Origin of the sequence: Arthrobacter sp. fls2-241-R2A-172, assembly GCF_030208885.1 — a bacterium.
GTDB lineage: Bacteria > Actinomycetota > Actinomycetes > Actinomycetales > Micrococcaceae > Arthrobacter.
Genome location: NZ_JARVTB010000013.1, coordinates 166,689 through 182,697 on the forward strand (window position 1 = coordinate 166,689; position 16,009 = coordinate 182,697).

Sequence of the window (16,009 nt, forward strand, 5' to 3'; positions counted from 1 at the left end):
TAGTTAAGCCGAGAGATCACTCTGGTGTCAAGAGACTACCGCGGTGTGGCGTCTCGTGCGCACGGTCAGATAGAGGCGATGGGCCGTGATGACCAGCGCCAGCCATGAGATGCCAATAGCCCAGGCTGCCAGGACATCGGTCAGCCAGTGATGGCCGAGGTAGACGCGGCTCAGGCCCATGGTGATGGCAAATGCCGCCGCCACCGCCACGGTAATGACCCGCGCGCGCAGGGTCTTGAGCCTCAGGATGACCAGGTACGCCACGATGCCCGCAATCACCAGGGAGTTCAGGGAGTGTCCGCTGGGAAAGGAGGGGGAGTGCTCGTAGGGCGGGATGGCGTCGGCAAGGTCCGGCCGGGTGCGGCCAAAGAGTGGCTTGCCGAGGACGGTGATGAGCAGTGAGCCGAGCCCGGCGGCAAGCATCAGGATGACCGGTGTCCAGGACTTCCTGCGCACGGCCAGGAAGATCATGATCACCACGGCAATGATGGGCATTCCCACAGTGCCACCGACGTTTGTGTAGGCAGTGATCGCAACATCCAAAGCAGGGGATCGGACCGTCTTGGCTGCATCAAGTGCTGGATGGTCCAGGCCTGCAACGCCGTCGGCTTCCGTGACCGATTCATAGACCTCGCCGAAAACCAGGGCCAACGACAATGCCACCGCAAGGCCCACGACCAGCGTGATGATGAGCGCTGCATAGGGGCCGAGGAGTCTGGTGATCCACTCGGCGCCCCTGGCCAAGGTGCGCCCGATCGGGGATTTCCAGCGCGTCAGGTCCTGTCCGGCAACGAAGCGGTCCTGGCTTACTTCGCCTTGGACGCCGGCTTCTGGCTGCTTCTGCCCTTCAGTCGTCACTCTTGTCCCCTATCCGTGGCGGCCTCCGCATTGGTGAGCAACCTTAGCATTTTCACCTTGGGCGATCCTGGGGATGCGTTCAGGGAAGCTGCCGTTCGCTCCGTCCACCAAGCTGGGGCAGAATGACCACTACCAGCGGAAGGAGTTCCACATGCCAGACATTCTGACGTCCAGGTTCCTGTTCGGTCCCGGCCCCAGCAATTGCTACCCCGAAGCCATGGCCGCCCTTGCGTACCCAGTGCTCGGCCACCTGGACCCAGTGTTCATCGAGCGTCTGGACCACACCTGCGAGGGCCTCCGGACAGTGTGGGGGACTTCCAATGCGCGCACGCTTCCGTTGAGCGCTACGGGTTCCGGCGGGATGGAAGCGGCTTTCGTGAACACCGTGTCCGACGGCGACGTGGCAGTCATCGCCGTCAACGGACTGTTTGGGGTACGGATGTGCGAGGTCGCCCGACGATGCGGGGCAACAGTGGTCCGCGTCGATCACGAATGGGGGCAGCCCATCGATGCTGACAGGGTCCTCTCGGCACACCCTCATCCGAAAGTGATCGCGGCGGTCCACGCAGAGACGTCCGTAGGCGTGATCTCCGACATCGCCGCCCTCGGTGCCGGAAAGGGCGACGCTCTCCTGATTACGGACGCCGTCACATCGATCGGTGGGTTGGAGCTCCTGGCAGACGACTGGGGGATCGACGTCGGATACGCGGGCACGCAGAAGTGCTTAGGCGTCCCGCCGGGATTGTCGCCGTTCACGGTGTCCGACCGCGCGTTCGAACGCCGCGTCAAGGATCCGCGTTCCTGGTACCTCGATATTGGGCTGCTCGGTGGCTACGTCGGCGCGGCCAGCGGTGCCCGGACCTACCACCACACAGCGCCGGTCACCATGATCGCCGGCCTCGAAGCTGCGTTGGACCGCATCCTCGCCGAAGGGCTGGACGTTGTGCAGGCCCGGCATCGCGCCGCTGGTGACGCGTTGCAGAACGGGCTGCAGGAGATGGGCTTGGAGCTGTTCGCTGCCGAAGGCTCCCGGTTGCCGAGCCTCACCACCGTCAAAGTGCCCGACGGCGTCAACTCGGCTGCCGTCCGCGCTTACCTTTTGGAGCACTTCAGTATGGAGATCGGCTCCGGAGTGGGGGAGTTTGCCGACACCGTGTGGCGGATCGGAATGATGGGCCCCAACGCCAACAGTGCGTCGGTGACACTGGTGCTGGGCGCGCTGAAAGAGGCCCTCGCCAAAGCCTGACGCTCGCTCACGTCCCGCCTGCTTGGGGGTGACGCTCTCTCACGTCCCGCCTGCTTGGGGGTAACGCTCTCTCATGTCCCGCCGTCGTACTTCAACGTCACCGAGGCGAGGGCCGAGTCGTCGTCGGGCTGGATCCCGGTGACGGTGAGGACCCCCGCGCCAGGGAGGGTGACGGACTGACCCTCCCGGAAGGCCTGCTTCCGTTCCTGCTCTGCCGTCCGGATCCAGAACTGCACGGCAGGGGCTCCTTCGGCCATGCCAATCTTAACCACCCCAACTTTCACGCCGTCGAAGGTTGGCTGCATTCCTTGCTTCACGGTTACCAGCTGTTCCACGGTCATCCCTACTTCACATCCACGGAGTACACGGAATCGAAGTTCTCCTTGTACTCATCTTCGGTCAGTTCCAGCGTTCCGGACTTGTGGTCGCTGTCGCCCTCCATGTAACCGCCTGAAAGCCCCCACGGGTTGGCCAGCACGATGACCTTCTGGCCGTCGTCGTTGGTTTTCACATCCACCACCATGTACGCGTGGTTGGGGACCACATCTGTGCGGTTGACCTCTTCAGATTCCCAGAACCAGTCGAAGTCGTCGTCTTTCACATCTTCGGTGCCTACGGAGACCGCTTTGCCGTCCGAAAGTTTGTCCTCGATGTCGTCCAGGTTCAGCTCCCCGTCCTTATCCGCGGACTTTCCGGTCATCAGCTCCATGGCTTCGTTGCTGTAGCCGCCGTCGATGTCATCGTAGGAGCCGCCCCGGTGCTCAGCGGCAGCGCGTTCGTAGATGGACAACCAGTTCGGTTGGCCGTCTGCGCCGCGGACTCCGCCCTCCGTGGACTTGGCCTCCACAGTCACCTCCACGGGTTCGCCGTCGTCATACAGGGTGACAACCCAGTGTGTTGGCGGGTCGCCGACGGGACGCATATGCGATTCCAGGAACTCATCCAATTTGCCCTGCCGCTCCAATTCCTGGGCCACCGAACCCATCCCGGCCAGCAGCCAGCAGTCACCGATCTGGCCCTGGCGGATGTCGCTGGGGTTGCCGGCGTCGGGGTCCTTTCGAACATCGCCGGGAACATCGACGTCGGGCGTGTCCGGGTTCAGGGGCCCGGGGTCGCCGGGCGGGTTGGAGTCGCCCCGCCCGGAACGATCGGAGCCCGAAGACCCCGAGCTGGACCTGTCCTGCTCGTCCGCGTTCCGGGCCAATTCCGTGGCCTGGTCCCGTAGCTCGGCGGAGATCCTCACCAACATGGGCCGGTGCTCGGAGTTCCACGACGCCCGGAATATCGCAGCATCCCTGCCATCCCAGCGGGCGTTGGTGATGAGGTTGCCCAGCTCAAGGGACAACGAGGTCATGCGCTCGGAGTGTCGGGACATGGTTTTGGCCAATGTCCGCAACTGTTCAACATCAGCACCGTAGAATCCCGGCATTGTCCCGTCCCCCTTGAATGTTGTGGCCATGAAGCCAAGGTCACCGTAACCGTGTGGCCCGCCGGACGCGATGGATAGAACTTCCCTGTCAGCCCGTGGGGGTGGCCGTGCCGGCACAACTTTCGGCCGTGACCGGGACCGTCATGCTCAGGAAGGCGGGGCTCTTCGATTCGATGGTGATGGTCGCGCCAGTGCCGTCGGTGCTGCGGGCCACCACCCAGCCACCCGGAACGGGGTCAGTTCCGCCGAAGGCCGGGAAGCCGTACTTATCCAGGACGGGGTCTGCCGCGTCGAAAACAGCCTCGAAGTTTTTGGACGGCTCCACGATGTCCGCGCTGCTTTTCAAACTTTGCGGATGGAAGATGCACGTGCCGTCTTTGCTGTTCGTCACGCTGGAGGGATCGTCCGGGGCCCACGTGAGGCCGGGCATTTTGGCTTCCAAGGCCTCGACGAGCTCTTTGGTCAGGGCGTCATACTTGATGGTGCTCTCCGCGAGCGATGCCGGCGCGGCCGTGACCGGCGGCGCAGAGCTCGGTTTCCGGGAGGGGCCGTCCGGGGTTGCGGCGCAGCTGGACAATGCCGCCGCGCACCCCAAAAGCGCAGCTGCCAGCTGCAAGTTTCGCTGCGCGGTTCTGCGCATGGTTCCCCCAACTTCATAAAACGCTCGACGGCGGTACTCACCGAATGGTGTCACAAATGCCTTCCGGCGGCGATGGGCAGAACACCCCTCCGACGGCTTCGGCGGTGGGGTGTGAGGGAGGGTTGGCGGGAAGGGGGTGGGATGTGAGGGAGGGTTGGCGGGAAGGGGGTGGGGTGTGAGTGAGGGTCAGGTGTTGCGGGTGAGGATCCAGGTGTTGGTGCCGTCCTGGCGCTCGAACGTCACCGTGGTCACCAGTGCCTCGATCAGTGCCAGCCCCCGCCCGGACTCCGCCTCAGAATCCGGCATGGACGCCTGCATGTCGTCGGCGAACGGCTCGCGGGCGTTGAAAGCGCTCACCCTGGCCACCAGTCGGCTGGGACGGACGCTGATGTCGACGTCGATCTCCACAGGCTTCTCTGCCGCCGGCAAGGCATGCTGCACAATGTTGGCGGCGGCTTCGATCACGGCGGTCGCGAAAGTCATCCGGTCCATATCGGGCACGAAGGAAGCGTCGTCCCACAAGGCATCCAGTTCGTTGTGGATGGACTCGATCGCTTCCTCGGTGGAAGGCCCGTGGAACCCCCGGCGGGCGATCACGTCAGTCATCGCCGAATGCTTCCTCAGCCGAAGGGTATGCCGTCAGCACGCGGTCCATGTTGGTCAGTTCCAGCACCATCTTCACCTGCGGCTGAACTGCGGCGATGCGGAGGTCGCCACCGGCCTGGCGCGCTGCTTTGAGGCAGCCGATCAGTGCGCCCAGCCCGGACGAGTCCATGAAGTTGGTCTCGGCCAGGTTCACCACCACGCGGTTGGAACCCGATGCCACAACCTCGTTCACTACCTCGCGGAGTTTGGGCGCGGCCACCATGTTCAAACGGCCCACGCTCTTCACTTCCGCGTAGGTGTCCTTGACCTCATAGCTAAACTGCATCTGCATTCCTTTCCTCCGGGCGCTTGGGCCCAACATCCTCAGGCACGAAACCCTTGTACAAAACTGCCTTGACCAGCACGCTCAGGACCACCAGGTCGAAAGCCACCCACGCCACGTTCACCAAGGTGCCCAGCGGTTCGGAAAGCCCGGTCAGCAGGCGGGCGATACCAACCACCATCGCCACAGCCAGCAGGACGGCCACCGTGATCTGCGGGCGGATCAGGCTCCAACTCGGTCCGCCGCTCTGGCGTGCTTTGGGGGTGACCGCGAATCCGAGGGGACGGCCGAACCAGACGTTCCGCGCCGCCGTCGTGCATGCCTTGATCCATGTGGGGAACAGCGCAAGGCTGTACTGCTGCCCGCGCCAGGTGGGAATCCCGTGCCCCGCCACCACGAACAGCAGCTGGTTGACCACCATGAACGGGATGAAGCGGATGAAGAAGTCCCAGCTGAGGCTGCTGACCGGGAGGATGCCGAGGGTCAGGTAAATGATCGGCGCGGCGAAGTAGACCACGGCCGCAAACCCGCTGAGGTAGCTCCACATGGTGGAGAAGTACATGAGCCGTTGTCCCCAGGACAAGCGACGTTGCACCAGCGGATTTTCGCGAAGCAGGACCTGCATGGTGCCCTGTGCCCAGCGGAGGCGTTGGGTGAGCATGGTTTTGAGGTCCTCAGGCGCCAGTCCGTTGGCCAGGATTTCGTGGTGGTACACGCTCTTCCAGCCGAGCCCGTGGATGCGCATGGCCGTTGCCATGTCTTCGGTGACCGAGATGGTGGCCAGGGGCATGATCGGCTGGGCTTCGTCGGTGCGTTCCACGGAGATCGCGTCCAGGACGGCGTGGACCGATTCGAGCGCACCCAGCGGGGACCAGTCGCGCCCGGACATGCGGTCGACGGCGTCACTCGCCACAGTGGTGACGCCACCTTCGCCGACGTGGGCGAGTTCCATTGCCGCGATTTCTTCGAGGTCGGACTGCAGGGCGGAGAAGTCCGCTGCGACCAGGGTGCGCACGGCTTCGTCCACTTTGCGTCGCACGCGGTAGGTAATCTCGCTGAGGGACACCCGCGCGTCGAGTTCCTGTTGGGCTGCCGTGGTGGCGGCCTCCACCTCGTTGAGCATCTGCTCCACCAACGGGTTACGGGCCTCCTCCGAGCGCCGGGCCTTCTTGATGGCCTGCTTGGAGGCGCTCAATGCCCGCCGGACACTCTTCTCCGTGGCTTTGACGTAACCCACCAAGCCCAGTTGCATCAAGGCTTCGCGGCGAAGGATCGCGTTGGAGCCGCAGAAGAAGGCCGCGTTCCAGCCGTCCTTGCCCTGTTGGATGGGGCCGTAGAACAGGGGAGCCTGGCTGCCGAGGGGATCGTCGGCGGGAACGTTGCTGAAGTACTGCGGGGTCTGGACCAGCGCCACGCGGTCGTCGTTGAAGTAGCCCAGCGTCTTGTCCAGGATGTCCGGCTCGGGGATCTGGTCGGCGTCGAGAATCAACAGGTATTCGCCCGAGGTGACCATGAGCGCGTTGTTCAGGTTGCCTGCTTTGGCATGCCGCGGCATGTCAGGGGTCCAGTCCGCACCGCGCGTCACGTAGCCGATCCCGTGGGTGTCGGCGAGGTCGCGCATCTCGGGGCGATTGCCGTCGTCGAGAATCCAGGTGCTGTGCGGCCAGCGGATGTCCTTGGCGGCCAGGGCTGTGGTCAGGACCAGGTCCAGGGGTTCGTTATATGTGGTGATGAAGACGTCGACGGTGGCGTCGGCGGGCGGCGGGGGAGGCGGCTTGCGGATCTTGAGGTTCCACACCGTCAAGCCGAAAAGCATCACGTCGATCAGGCTGTACGTCTCGGCAATGACCAACGGAACGGCGATCCACCACGCATCCCAGTTCAGTGAGGCAAACCAACGCCAGGCCACATAGTTGACGCCCAAAATGACCGTGAGGACAACCAGAAGCCGGGTCCAGAAACGTGTCACAATCCCCCTTTAATGTGGCTCAGTGTTTACGGCGAACGACGACGGCGGTCACGTCATCTTCGGCGGTCGCAGCGGGTGCCAACTCCAGAAGGGCGGCGCAGACCTCGTCCGAGGTAGCTCCGTTGCGTGTCACCTTTTCGACGTTAACCAGGAATTCTTCAAGGGAGGCGTGGGCATCGAGCACTCCGTCGCTGACGATCACCAGGGAATCTCCGGGCTCCAGCTCAAGTTCCGCGGCCGGCCACAGCTGGTCGTCGAGGATGCCCACTGGCGGACCGGCCGAGACCAACCGCTGTGCCGCCCCGTCAGCCGGGACGTGCAACGCAAGGCCGTGACCGGCGTCGATATAGCTGAGCTTGCCTGAGCCGCTGTCCAGACGGGCGTGGAACATGGTGACGAACGAGCCCGACTGGTCAAGGTCCGAGGTGATGGTGGCGCTGGCCGAGCCGAACGCATCGGCGATCGCCGGGGTGTCCGCTACCGACCGCATCACGGCCCGGACAGTTGCTGCGATCAGGGCGGCCCCCATGCCCTTGCCCATGGCGTCGGCGAAGGTCAGGTGCATGCCGTCGCTGGTTTGGTACCAGTCGTAGAAGTCCCCGCCAACGCTGCGGGTCGGGCGGAAGGCCCCAGCGACGTCGTAACCGTCAACGCGGACCGTCTCCCGGGGGAGGAGGCTCTGTTGGACCACGGCCGCCCGCTCGAGTTCATCGGCTTGGCGCTGATCCTCGGCGGGAGCGGCAGGGGTGCGCGCCCGCCGGAACAGCGCGCGGATGCGGGCCTGGACTTCCTTGGGGCTGAAGGGCTTGCTGATGTAGTCGTCGGCGCCGGTGTCCAGGCCGTTGAGCCGGTCGATCTCGTCCGCGCGGGCTGTGAGCATCAGGACATAGGCGTCCGAGAACTCCCGCAGCCGGCGGCACACTTCCATGCCATCGATGTCCGGAAGATTGATGTCCAGCGTCACCAGTTCGGCGTTGGTGTTCCGGACGGCCTCGACGCCGGAAAGGCCATCGGGTGCCTCTGTCACCACGAAGTCGAGCTGCTCGAGGATGAGGACGAGGAGCCCGCGGATGTCGGCGTCATCTTCGACGACGACAGCGTGGCGTGGAGACGAGGTTGAGGCCATGGCTCCATTAACTAATGCGGCTGGGTATTTGTCACGTTTAGTCACGACATATGAAACGCCCACTCACAAAAGTGAGCGGGCGTTACATGATTTGTACAGTTACGTGAGAGAAGGATCCGCTCAAGCAGGCGGGATGTGGGAGAGGGATTCCCTCAAGCAGGCGGGATGTGAGAGAGGGTTAGACGCCCAGCTCTTCCTTCAGCGCCTGGACGTGGCCCTGCGCAGAAACCTGGTACTGGGCGAGCTGGACTGTGCCTTCGCCATCCAGGACAACGGTGGAGCGGACGATGCCCTCGACGATTTCGCCGTCTACCAGCTTCTCGCCCCAGGCGCCGTAGGCCAGGGCAACCTTGTGGTTTTCGTCGGAGAGCAGCGGGAAGGTCAGCGCGAATTCGCCGGTGAACTTGGCGAGGGCCTCGGGGCCGTCGGGGGAGATCCCGATGACGTCGTAGCCATTGCCCTGCAGGCTGGCGAGGTTGTCGCGGAAGTCGCAAGCCTCGGTGGTGCAGCCGGGGGTGGCTGCCTTCGGGTAGAAGTACACAATGACGTTGCGTCCGCGATAGTCGGACAGCGAGACCTTGGTGCCGTCGGCGTCGAGAAGCGCGAAATCAGGTGCTTGCGTTCCGACGAGGAGTTTCTGGGTCATGGCGATCCTTTACATTCAACCGGTGTGCACCGGCGGTCATTTCAAACAACAGCGATCATTCAAAGAACGAAGTCAATGAAGTAGAACAGCGAAATCAGATGCTGTATTCCGCAGGTCCGCGCACTGTGGCATAAGGCCCTGGCACGAACTGGTAGCCGCCACCACGGACGGTGGCGACGGTGTGTCGGGCGGAGCCTAGCTTCCGCCGCACCCTTCCAACATAAACGTCGATCGAGCGAAATGCCGCGCCGGGGAGGTCAAATGACTCCAGGAAGCGTTGCAATTCTTCACGTGCAATGGCCCGTGAGCAGTTCACCACGAGGTAGCGCAGCAGCTTGTATTCCATGCCAGTAAAGGAAACGGGCTCCCCATCCAGCAGGACTACTTCAGCGGCCAGGTCCACCGCAAGTTGGCTGCGGCGGCTGGCCAACGTTACGGGCTCGACGGCGGTGCTGCCGCCCGCTGAGGCGCCGTCGCCGCCGTCGGAAGCGGCTTCCGAACGCGCCTCCGCGAGGGCGTCCGCGAGTGTCACGGTCGCCGCCGACTTGGTACCGGCGTCGGCGGCTTCCTGCGGAGTGCCGCCCCAGGAAGTGTCGCCGACGCCGGAGTGCTCTGCCCCGGGGGCGGGCCAGATGCGGACTTCCGCTTCCGGGGCAAGTTTCATGGCACGGGCCAGCACAAGTCGTGCTGCCCGCTCCCAGATTTCAGGATCGATCTCGTCGCCCTCGGCAGGGTTGACCCAGAGCGCGAGGCCGTGAGCTGTCAGGCCGTTGCGATCGTTGAGGCTCCGAGGGTTCTGGCCGGGCCGCCGTGCGGAGGACCCGCGTGCTGCGGGTCCTCGCGACGGCGGTGGCCCGTAGGCATTGACTGCCATGACGGTAGGCCTAAACGTTGCCGCGGCGGAGCAGCTTGCCGCCGGGGTTCTGGCCGTCGATCGGGGTGCCGCGCAGGTAGGTGTTGCGGACGACGCCGGCCAGGGGACGGCCGTCGTACGGCGTGATCGGGTTCTTGTGCTTGAGCTTGGTGACGTCCACAACGAACGCTTCGTCCTGGGCGAAGATGGAGAAGTCGGCGTCGTAGCCAAGGGCCAGCTGGCCCTTGTTGTGCAGGCGGGCCAGGGCGGCGGGCTTCTCGGACATCCAGGCGACAACCTGTTCAAGGGAGATGCCGCGGTGGCGGGCTTCGGTCCAGATCAGGGACAGGCCCAGCTGCAGTGAGGAAACGCCGCCCCACGCCACAGCGAAGTCACCGTTCTCCAGGTCCTTGAGGTCCAGTGTGGAGGGCGAGTGGTCCGAGACGATGCAGTCGATGGTGCCATCCTGCAGGCCCTTCCAAAGGAGCTCGCGGTTGGAGGCTTCGCGGATGGGCGGGCAGCACTTGTAGGCCGTGGCGCCGTCGGGGATTTCTTCGGCCATGAGCGTCAGGTAGTGCGGGCACGTCTCAACGGTGAGGTTGACGCCGTCGCGCTTTGCCGAAGCGATCATGGGAAGCGCGTCGGAGGAGGAGAGGTGCAGGATGTGGGCGCGGGCGCCGGTCCAGCGGGCGCGTTCGATGACCTCGGCGATGGCCTTGTTCTCGGCGCCGCGGGGACGGGAGGCCAGGAAGGTCTCGTAGTGGTCGCCGCCCGGGTGCGGGGCACGGTCGATCGCGTGGGAGTCCTCGGCGTGCACGATCATGAGGGAGTCGAAGGACTTGAGCTCAGCCATGTCCTCTTCCATCTCGTCCGCGTCCAGGTGCGGGAACTCGTCCACGCCGGAGTGCAGGAGGAAGCACTTGAAGCCGAAAACGCCTTCGTCGTGCAGCGGACGGAGGTCGCCCTTGTTGCCCGGGATGGCACCGCCCCAGAATCCGACGTCCACGAAAGCCTGGTCCTTGGCGACGACGCGCTTCTGCTCCAGGCCGTCCACGGTGGTGGTGGGCGGGATGCTGTTCAGCGGCATGTCGATGATGGTGGTCACGCCACCGGCAGCTGCGGCACGGGTGGCGGAGGCGAAGCCTTCCCACTCGGTGCGGCCGGGCTCGTTGACGTGAACGTGGGTGTCCACCAGGCCGGGGATAAGGGTTTCGTCGTCTGCGAGTTCGATGACCTCATCGCCCGTCAGGCCGTTGCCCAGGGGTTCGATGGCCACGATGATGCCATCGCGGATGCCAACTTCGCGGGCTGCGATACCGGCGGTGGTCAGGATGCGCTGGCCCCGGATAACGAGGTCATAGGCGCCGATTGCTTCAGACATTGAGGTACTCCTTGTTTTCGGTCCGTTCCGCCAGGTACACGCCTATGTGCTTACCTAATTGTTCAAGCAACGGACCTGCTTCAGCGATACATTTTTGGACATCTTTTTCCAGATCGGTCAGTGCATGGACCGTATGGAAGCCGGCGTCCGTGAGTTGTTCCCGGCTCAGGGTACTCCGGCCGCACACGGCGATCACGGGAACCCCATTCCTCTGCGCTGCACGCGAGACGCCCATGGGGGTCTTGCCGAGCAGGCTTTGCTCGTCCAGGCTGCCCTCTCCGGTGATCACCAGATCGGCGCCCTTCAGGCGTTCTTCCAGTTCCGTGAATTCAAGCACGACGTCGATGCCCGGCCGCCGCTCTGCCTTCAGTGCCGCGATGGCAATGTAGCCAACGCCGCCTGCTGCTCCTGCGCCTTCTGCCTTGGCCGCGAATTTGGCATGTTGCCCGGTTGTGGCTGCAAGGACGTCGACGAAGTGGCTCAGTGCTGCATCCAGTTCGGTGACGTCGTCCGGCGTCGCGCCTTTTTGCGGACCGAAGATGGCTGGGGCTCCGCTGGCCCCCAGAAGGGGATTGTCGACGTCGGACGCCAACACGAACTCCGTGGCCTCAACGCGGACGTCGAAGTTGGAGAAGTCGATGCTGTCCACTTGGGCGAGGGCTGCGCCGCCGCCGGGGAGCTCGTTGCCGTTCTTGTCCAGGAAGACGGCACCGAGGCCCTGCAGGACTCCCGCGCCGGCGTCGGTGTTGGCGCTGCCGCCCACACCCAGGATGATCTTGCGGCAGCCGAGGTCCAGCGCGGCACGGATGAGTTCGCCCGTGCCGATGCTGTTGGCCTTCTTGGCCGTTTCGCTGCTGGGCCCGTCCGGGAGGAGGGCGAGACCGGAAGCTGCCGCCATTTCGATGACAGCTTCCTGGTCCTTGATGGCGAAGTCCGCTTTCACGGGTTCGCCCAGCGGGCCGGTGACGGTGGTGGTCCGGCGGGTGAAGCCGGAGCCGATGGCGGCGTCGATGGTTCCTTCGCCGCCGTCGGCCACCGGAATGCGTGTTGCTTCAAAACCCTTGGAGCCGAATCCCGCCAGCAGTCCTGTTGCCAGGTGCTTGGCGACGTCGGGCGCGGACAGCGAGCCCTTGAATTTGTCCGGGGCGATGACAACACGCATTCCGGTGCCTCCCTTCTTTTACTGTTACTTACGCTTTGGTCAGGATCGCGGTGGGTGCGTCCGCCGCAGACTCTGCCAACTCTTCGAACTCGTTCACGCCGTTGATCTCAACGCCCATGGAGATGTTGGTGATCTTTTCCAGGATCACTTCAACAACCACGGGAACCTTGAACTCGCCCATCAGTGCCTTGGCCTTATCGAAAGCGGCAGGCAGATCGTTCGGGTCCTCAACGCGGATGGCCTTGACGCCCAAGCCTTCGGCAACCTTGATGTGGTCCACGCCGTAGCCGTTTGTCTCCGGGCTGTTGATGTTTTCGAAAGCCAGGGAAACGTTCTGTTCCATGTTGAAGCCGCGCTGGCTCTGACGGATCAGGCCCAGGTAGCTGTTGTTCACCACAACGTGGATGTACGGCAGGTTGAACTGGGCGCCTACGGCCAGTTCCTCGATCATGAACTGGAAGTCGTAGTCACCGGACAGGGCAACAACGGTGGCGTCCGGGGTGCCCCTCACTACACCGAGTGCTGCCGGAGCGGTCCAACCCAGCGGGCCGGCCTGGCCCGCGTTGATCCACTTGCGGGCACCGAACACGTGCAGCATCTGTGCGCCGGCGATCTGCGACAGGCCAATGGTGGACACGTAGGTGGTGTCGCGGCCGAAGGCCTTGTTCATCTCCTGGTACACGCGCTGCGGCTTGATGGGCACGTTGTCGAAGTTGGTCTTGCGGTGCAGGGAGCCCTTGCGCTCCTGGCACTCGGCAACCCAACCCGAGTAGTCCGGCAGGGTCTTTGCTGCCTGGCGTTCGCGAGCCAGCTCCAACAGACCATCCAGCGCCGCACCGGCGTCGGACGCAATGCCCAAGTCCGGCGAGAAAACGCGACCGATCTGCGTCGGCTCGATGTCGATGTGCACGAACTTACGGCCAGCCGTGTAGGTGTCCAGGCCGCCGGTGTGGCGGTTGGCCCAACGGTTGCCGATGCCGATAACGAAGTCGCTCTGCAGGAACGTCTCGTTGCCGTAGCGGTGCGAGGTCTGCAGGCCAACCATGCCGGCCATCAGCTGGTGGTCATCCGGGATAGCGCCCCAGCCCATCAGAGTGGGGATAACAGGAACGTTCAAGATCTCGGCCAGCTCGACCAGCTGAGCGGAAGCGCCGGCGTTGATGATGCCGCCACCGGCAACGATCAGCGGGTGCTTGGCTGCGGTCAGCAGGTCCAGTGCCTTTTCCAGCTGCTTGCGGGAAGCCTTGGGCTTCTCGATGGGCAGGGGCTCGTAGGCGTCGATGTCGAACTCGATCTCGGCCATCTGGACGTCGATGGGCAGGTCCAACAGGACCGGGCCCGGACGACCCGAACGCATCAGCTGGAACGCCTTCTGGAAGGCGCCGGGAACCTGGCCCGGCTCCAGGATGGTCATGGCGAACTTGGTCAACGGCTTGGCGATGGACTCGATGTCCACGGCCTGGAAGTCTTCCTTGTGCAGCTTGGCAACGGGTGCTTGGCCGGTGATGCAGAGCATCGGGATGGAATCAGCCTGGGCTGCGTACAGGCCGGTGATCATGTCCGTGCCAGCGGGGCCCGACGTGCCGATGCAGATGCCGATGTTGCCATCAGCTGCGCGGCTGTAGCCGTCAGCCATGTGGCTGGCGCCTTCAACGTGGCGGGCCAGCGTGTGGCGGATACCGCCGTGGGCACGCATTGCTGAGTAGAAGGGGTTGATCGCTGCGCCGGGCAGACCGAAAGCTTCGGTTGCGCCTTCCTTTTCCAGGATGGCTACGGCCGCATCAACGGTGCGCATCTTTGCCATGGTGTACTCCTTGTTTTTTGCCCTTTCGGGCGAAGTCTGTGGTGTTTTTGGGTGTGGTGAGGGAGCCGCCGTCGTTTAAGTACGACGGCGGGTTCCCTACTTGTGTTGCTTGGTGCCTTTTGCCGGGGTGCTTACTTGCGGCCGCTGAGCTGGAGGACCTGCTTGAAGAGGCCCGAGTGGTCGAGGCCGCCGTCGCCCTGGTTGACGGTTGCGGCGACGAGCTGGGCGACGACTGCGCCGAGCGGGACAGCGACGTTGGCTTCGCGGGCTGCGGAGGTGACGATGCCGAGGTCCTTGTGGTGGAGGGCCAGGCGGAAGCCGGGGTCGAAGTTGCGGTCGAGCATCTTCTGACCCTTCTGGTCGAGGACCTTGGAGCCGGCCAAGCCGCCGCCGAGGACCTTTAGTGCTGCGTCGGTGTCTACGCCGTAGGCCTCAAGGAAGGCGATGGCCTCGCCGAGGACCTGAATGTTGACGGCTACGATCAGCTGGTTTGCAGCCTTGACGGTCTGGCCTGAGCCGGACGGGCCGACGTGGACGATGGTCTTGCCCACTGCGTTGAGGACATCCTGCGCTGCCTCGAAATCCTCCGCGGAGCCGCCGACCATGATGGACAGGACGGCGTCGATTGCGCCCTGCTCGCCACCGGATACGGGAGCGTCGAGCGGGCGGATGCCTGCTGCAACTGCATCTTCGGAGAGGCGCTTGGCGACGTCCGGGCGGATGCTGGATGCGTCGATCCAGATGGTGCCCTTCTTCGCGTTGGCGAAGACTCCATCCTTGCCGCTGACGACACCCTCAACATCGGGGGAGTCCGGGACCATGGTGATGACGACGTCGGCGTCCTTGACTGCGTCCGCGATGCTCGTGGCACCCTGGCCGCCTTCGGAGACGAGCTTGTCGATCTTGTCCTGGCTGCGGTTGAAACCGGTGACCGTGTGGCCGGCCTTGACGAGGTTGATGGCCATGGGGAGGCCCATGATTCCGAGTCCGATGACTGCAACGTTGCTCATTGTGGTTCTCTTTCTGAAAGTCTTTTTAGCTCAGGTGTGCTGTTTGGTGAGTCAGCCGCTGTGGCGGGTGCCGCCGTCGTTAGTTGGCGTTGGCGCGCTGGCGGATGGCCCAGCTGAAGGCCGATTCCTGCGGTTCCTTGTACTCGAGGCCGATGTAGCCGTCGTAGCCGAGTTCGCGGCTGCGGGCGATCCATTCGCCGAGGGGGAGCGTGCCGGTTCCGGGAGCGCCGCGGCCGGGGTTGTCGGCGATCTGGATGTGGCCGAAGTCCTTGGCGTGGTTCTCGATGACGGATTCGACGTCGTCGCCGTTGACTGCCAGGTGGTAGAAGTCGGCGAGGAGCTTGATGTTCTGTGCGCCGGATTCTGCCTTGACGCGGGCGATGACCTTGAGTGCGTCTTCGGCGGTGAGGAGCGGGTACTTGGGTGCGCCGCTGACCGGTTCGAGGAGGACGGTGCCGCCGATGCGGGCGACGCCTTCCGCTGCTGCAGCGAGGTTCTTTGCCGCGAGTTCGTCCTGCTCTTCAGGGGTGAACTCGTCCTGGCGGTTGCCATAGAGGGCGTTGAAGGCCTTGCAACCGAGGCGCTCACCGATGCCTGCTACGACGTCGATGTTGTCCTTGAACTCGGAGCAACGTCCCTTCCAGGACACCAGGCCGCGGTCGCCGCCGGGCATGTTGCCAGCGTTGAAGTTCAAGCCCGTGAGCTGAACGCCGGCGTCCTTGATGGCTGTTTCAAACTCTGTTGTCTCTTTGTCGGTGGGAACCGAAGTGGCGAAGGGCCACCAGAACTCGACGGCGTCAAAACCGGCTGCCTTCGCGGCGGCGGGGCGCTCGAGCAAGGGCAGCTCCGTCAGGAGGATGGAGCAGTTCACTGTGTACGTCATCGTAGGTCCTTCCGAGGAGGGGCTTGGATCTATCTTCCGTTGCTTGGCTATTGCCTTGGTGCTTGGCTTTGGTT

General features: G+C 64.1%; 15 protein-coding genes and 1 pseudogene. 1 reads left to right on the forward strand and 15 read right to left on the reverse strand.

Annotated features, from left to right (window positions below; genetic code table 11):
- Window positions 1-27: 27 nt before the first annotated feature.
- Entirely contained in the window at window positions 28-858 is an 831-nt protein-coding gene (locus tag QRM57_RS18100; protein ID WP_284987601.1) for a phosphatase PAP2 family protein, read from the reverse strand.
- 151 nt (window positions 859-1,009) lie between these two features.
- Between QRM57_RS18100 and QRM57_RS18105 the strand changes: the two genes are divergently transcribed.
- Window positions 1,010-2,104, forward strand: a complete 1,095-nt coding sequence (locus QRM57_RS18105; protein WP_284987602.1) for a pyridoxal-phosphate-dependent aminotransferase family protein — start codon at window positions 1,010-1,012, stop codon at window positions 2,102-2,104.
- A 71-nt stretch (window positions 2,105-2,175) separates the two neighbouring features.
- Here QRM57_RS18105 and QRM57_RS18110 read toward each other — a convergent pair whose 3' ends face one another.
- The 14 genes and pseudogenes from QRM57_RS18110 to QRM57_RS18175 all read right to left on the reverse strand — a co-directional run bounded on the left by QRM57_RS18110 (window position 2,176) and on the right by QRM57_RS18175 (window position 15,935).
- Complete coding sequence (locus QRM57_RS18110; protein ID WP_284987603.1) at window positions 2,176-2,445, reverse strand: hypothetical protein; 270 nt, start codon at window positions 2,443-2,445, stop codon at window positions 2,176-2,178.
- Window positions 2,446-2,447: 2 nt separating this feature from the next.
- Window positions 2,448-3,533 carry a C2 family cysteine protease gene (locus QRM57_RS18115; protein ID WP_284987604.1) on the reverse strand — a complete coding sequence of 362 codons (1,086 nt, stop codon included), beginning with the start codon at window positions 3,531-3,533 and terminating at the stop codon, window positions 2,448-2,450.
- Between the two features lie 88 nt (window positions 3,534-3,621).
- Window positions 3,622-4,173 carry a hypothetical protein gene (locus tag QRM57_RS18120; protein ID WP_284987605.1) on the reverse strand — a complete coding sequence of 184 codons (552 nt, stop codon included), beginning with the start codon at window positions 4,171-4,173 and terminating at the stop codon, window positions 3,622-3,624.
- 186 nt (window positions 4,174-4,359) lie between these two features.
- On the reverse strand, window positions 4,360-4,779 hold the full coding sequence (locus tag QRM57_RS18125; RefSeq protein ID WP_284987607.1) for an ATP-binding protein: 420 nt from the start codon (window positions 4,777-4,779) through the stop codon (window positions 4,360-4,362).
- Window positions 4,772-5,104 carry an STAS domain-containing protein gene (locus QRM57_RS18130; RefSeq protein WP_257369546.1) on the reverse strand — a complete coding sequence of 111 codons (333 nt, stop codon included), beginning with the start codon at window positions 5,102-5,104 and terminating at the stop codon, window positions 4,772-4,774. The genes QRM57_RS18125 and QRM57_RS18130 overlap by 8 nt, the downstream gene beginning before the upstream one ends.
- Window positions 5,094-7,070, reverse strand: coding sequence for a glycosyltransferase family 2 protein (locus QRM57_RS18135; protein ID WP_284987608.1), 1,977 nt, complete (start codon window positions 7,068-7,070; stop codon window positions 5,094-5,096). The genes QRM57_RS18130 and QRM57_RS18135 overlap by 11 nt, the downstream gene beginning before the upstream one ends.
- Before the next feature lie 19 nt (window positions 7,071-7,089).
- Complete coding sequence (locus QRM57_RS18140) at window positions 7,090-8,196, reverse strand: PP2C family protein-serine/threonine phosphatase (protein ID WP_284987609.1); 1,107 nt, start codon at window positions 8,194-8,196, stop codon at window positions 7,090-7,092.
- Between the two features lie 178 nt (window positions 8,197-8,374).
- On the reverse strand, window positions 8,375-8,842 hold the full coding sequence (gene bcp / locus QRM57_RS18145; RefSeq protein WP_284987612.1) for a thioredoxin-dependent thiol peroxidase: 468 nt from the start codon (window positions 8,840-8,842) through the stop codon (window positions 8,375-8,377).
- Between the two features lie 94 nt (window positions 8,843-8,936).
- Window positions 8,937-9,716, reverse strand: a complete 780-nt coding sequence (locus QRM57_RS18150) for a winged helix-turn-helix domain-containing protein (RefSeq protein WP_284987613.1) — start codon at window positions 9,714-9,716, stop codon at window positions 8,937-8,939.
- Between the two features lie 10 nt (window positions 9,717-9,726).
- Window positions 9,727-11,076, reverse strand: coding sequence for an allantoinase AllB (gene allB, locus QRM57_RS18155; RefSeq protein WP_284987614.1), 1,350 nt, complete (start codon window positions 11,074-11,076; stop codon window positions 9,727-9,729).
- Window positions 11,069-12,238 (reverse strand): glycerate kinase, encoded by a 1,170-nt coding sequence (locus tag QRM57_RS18160; protein WP_284987616.1) that lies wholly within the window; start codon window positions 12,236-12,238, stop codon window positions 11,069-11,071. Before QRM57_RS18160 ends, allB begins: the two co-directional genes overlap by 8 nt.
- 28 nt (window positions 12,239-12,266) lie before the next feature.
- The gene (gene gcl / locus QRM57_RS18165) at window positions 12,267-14,042 is read right to left on the reverse strand and encodes a glyoxylate carboligase (protein ID WP_284987617.1); all 1,776 of its coding nucleotides are present in this window, start codon (window positions 14,040-14,042) and stop codon (window positions 12,267-12,269) included.
- A gap of 131 nt (window positions 14,043-14,173) precedes the next feature.
- Window positions 14,174-15,070: pseudogene (locus QRM57_RS18170) on the reverse strand (2-hydroxy-3-oxopropionate reductase); the annotation flags it as partial.
- 61 nt (window positions 15,071-15,131) lie between these two features.
- Window positions 15,132-15,935: a hydroxypyruvate isomerase family protein gene (locus QRM57_RS18175; RefSeq protein ID WP_105692055.1), complete on the reverse strand. Its 804-nt coding sequence runs from the start codon at window positions 15,933-15,935 to the stop codon at window positions 15,132-15,134.
- Between the last annotated feature and the right edge of the window lie 74 nt (window positions 15,936-16,009).

Excerpts from the sequence above, each read along its gene's own strand:
- QRM57_RS18175 (WP_105692055.1), bottom strand. The coding sequence starts at position 15,935 with ATGACGTACACAGTGAACTGCTCCATCCTCCTGACGGAGCTGCCCTTG.
- QRM57_RS18115 (WP_284987604.1), bottom strand. The coding sequence starts at position 3,533 with ATGCCGGGATTCTACGGTGCTGATGTTGAACAGTTGCGGACATTGGCC.
- QRM57_RS18120 (WP_284987605.1), bottom strand. The coding sequence starts at position 4,173 with ATGCGCAGAACCGCGCAGCGAAACTTGCAGCTGGCAGCTGCGCTTTTG.
- QRM57_RS18150 (WP_284987613.1), bottom strand. The coding sequence starts at position 9,716 with ATGGCAGTCAATGCCTACGGGCCACCGCCGTCGCGAGGACCCGCAGCA.
- QRM57_RS18160 (WP_284987616.1), bottom strand. The coding sequence starts at position 12,238 with ATGCGTGTTGTCATCGCCCCGGACAAATTCAAGGGCTCGCTGTCCGCG.
- QRM57_RS18130 (WP_257369546.1), bottom strand. The coding sequence starts at position 5,104 with ATGCAGTTTAGCTATGAGGTCAAGGACACCTACGCGGAAGTGAAGAGC.
- gcl (WP_284987617.1), bottom strand. The coding sequence starts at position 14,042 with ATGGCAAAGATGCGCACCGTTGATGCGGCCGTAGCCATCCTGGAAAAG.
- allB (WP_284987614.1), bottom strand. The coding sequence starts at position 11,076 with ATGTCTGAAGCAATCGGCGCCTATGACCTCGTTATCCGGGGCCAGCGC.
- QRM57_RS18140 (WP_284987609.1), bottom strand. The coding sequence starts at position 8,196 with ATGGCCTCAACCTCGTCTCCACGCCACGCTGTCGTCGTCGAAGATGAC.
- QRM57_RS18105 (WP_284987602.1), top strand. The coding sequence starts at position 1,010 with ATGCCAGACATTCTGACGTCCAGGTTCCTGTTCGGTCCCGGCCCCAGC.
- bcp (WP_284987612.1), bottom strand. The coding sequence starts at position 8,842 with ATGACCCAGAAACTCCTCGTCGGAACGCAAGCACCTGATTTCGCGCTT.
- QRM57_RS18110 (WP_284987603.1), bottom strand. The coding sequence starts at position 2,445 with ATGACCGTGGAACAGCTGGTAACCGTGAAGCAAGGAATGCAGCCAACC.
- QRM57_RS18125 (WP_284987607.1), bottom strand. The coding sequence starts at position 4,779 with ATGACTGACGTGATCGCCCGCCGGGGGTTCCACGGGCCTTCCACCGAG.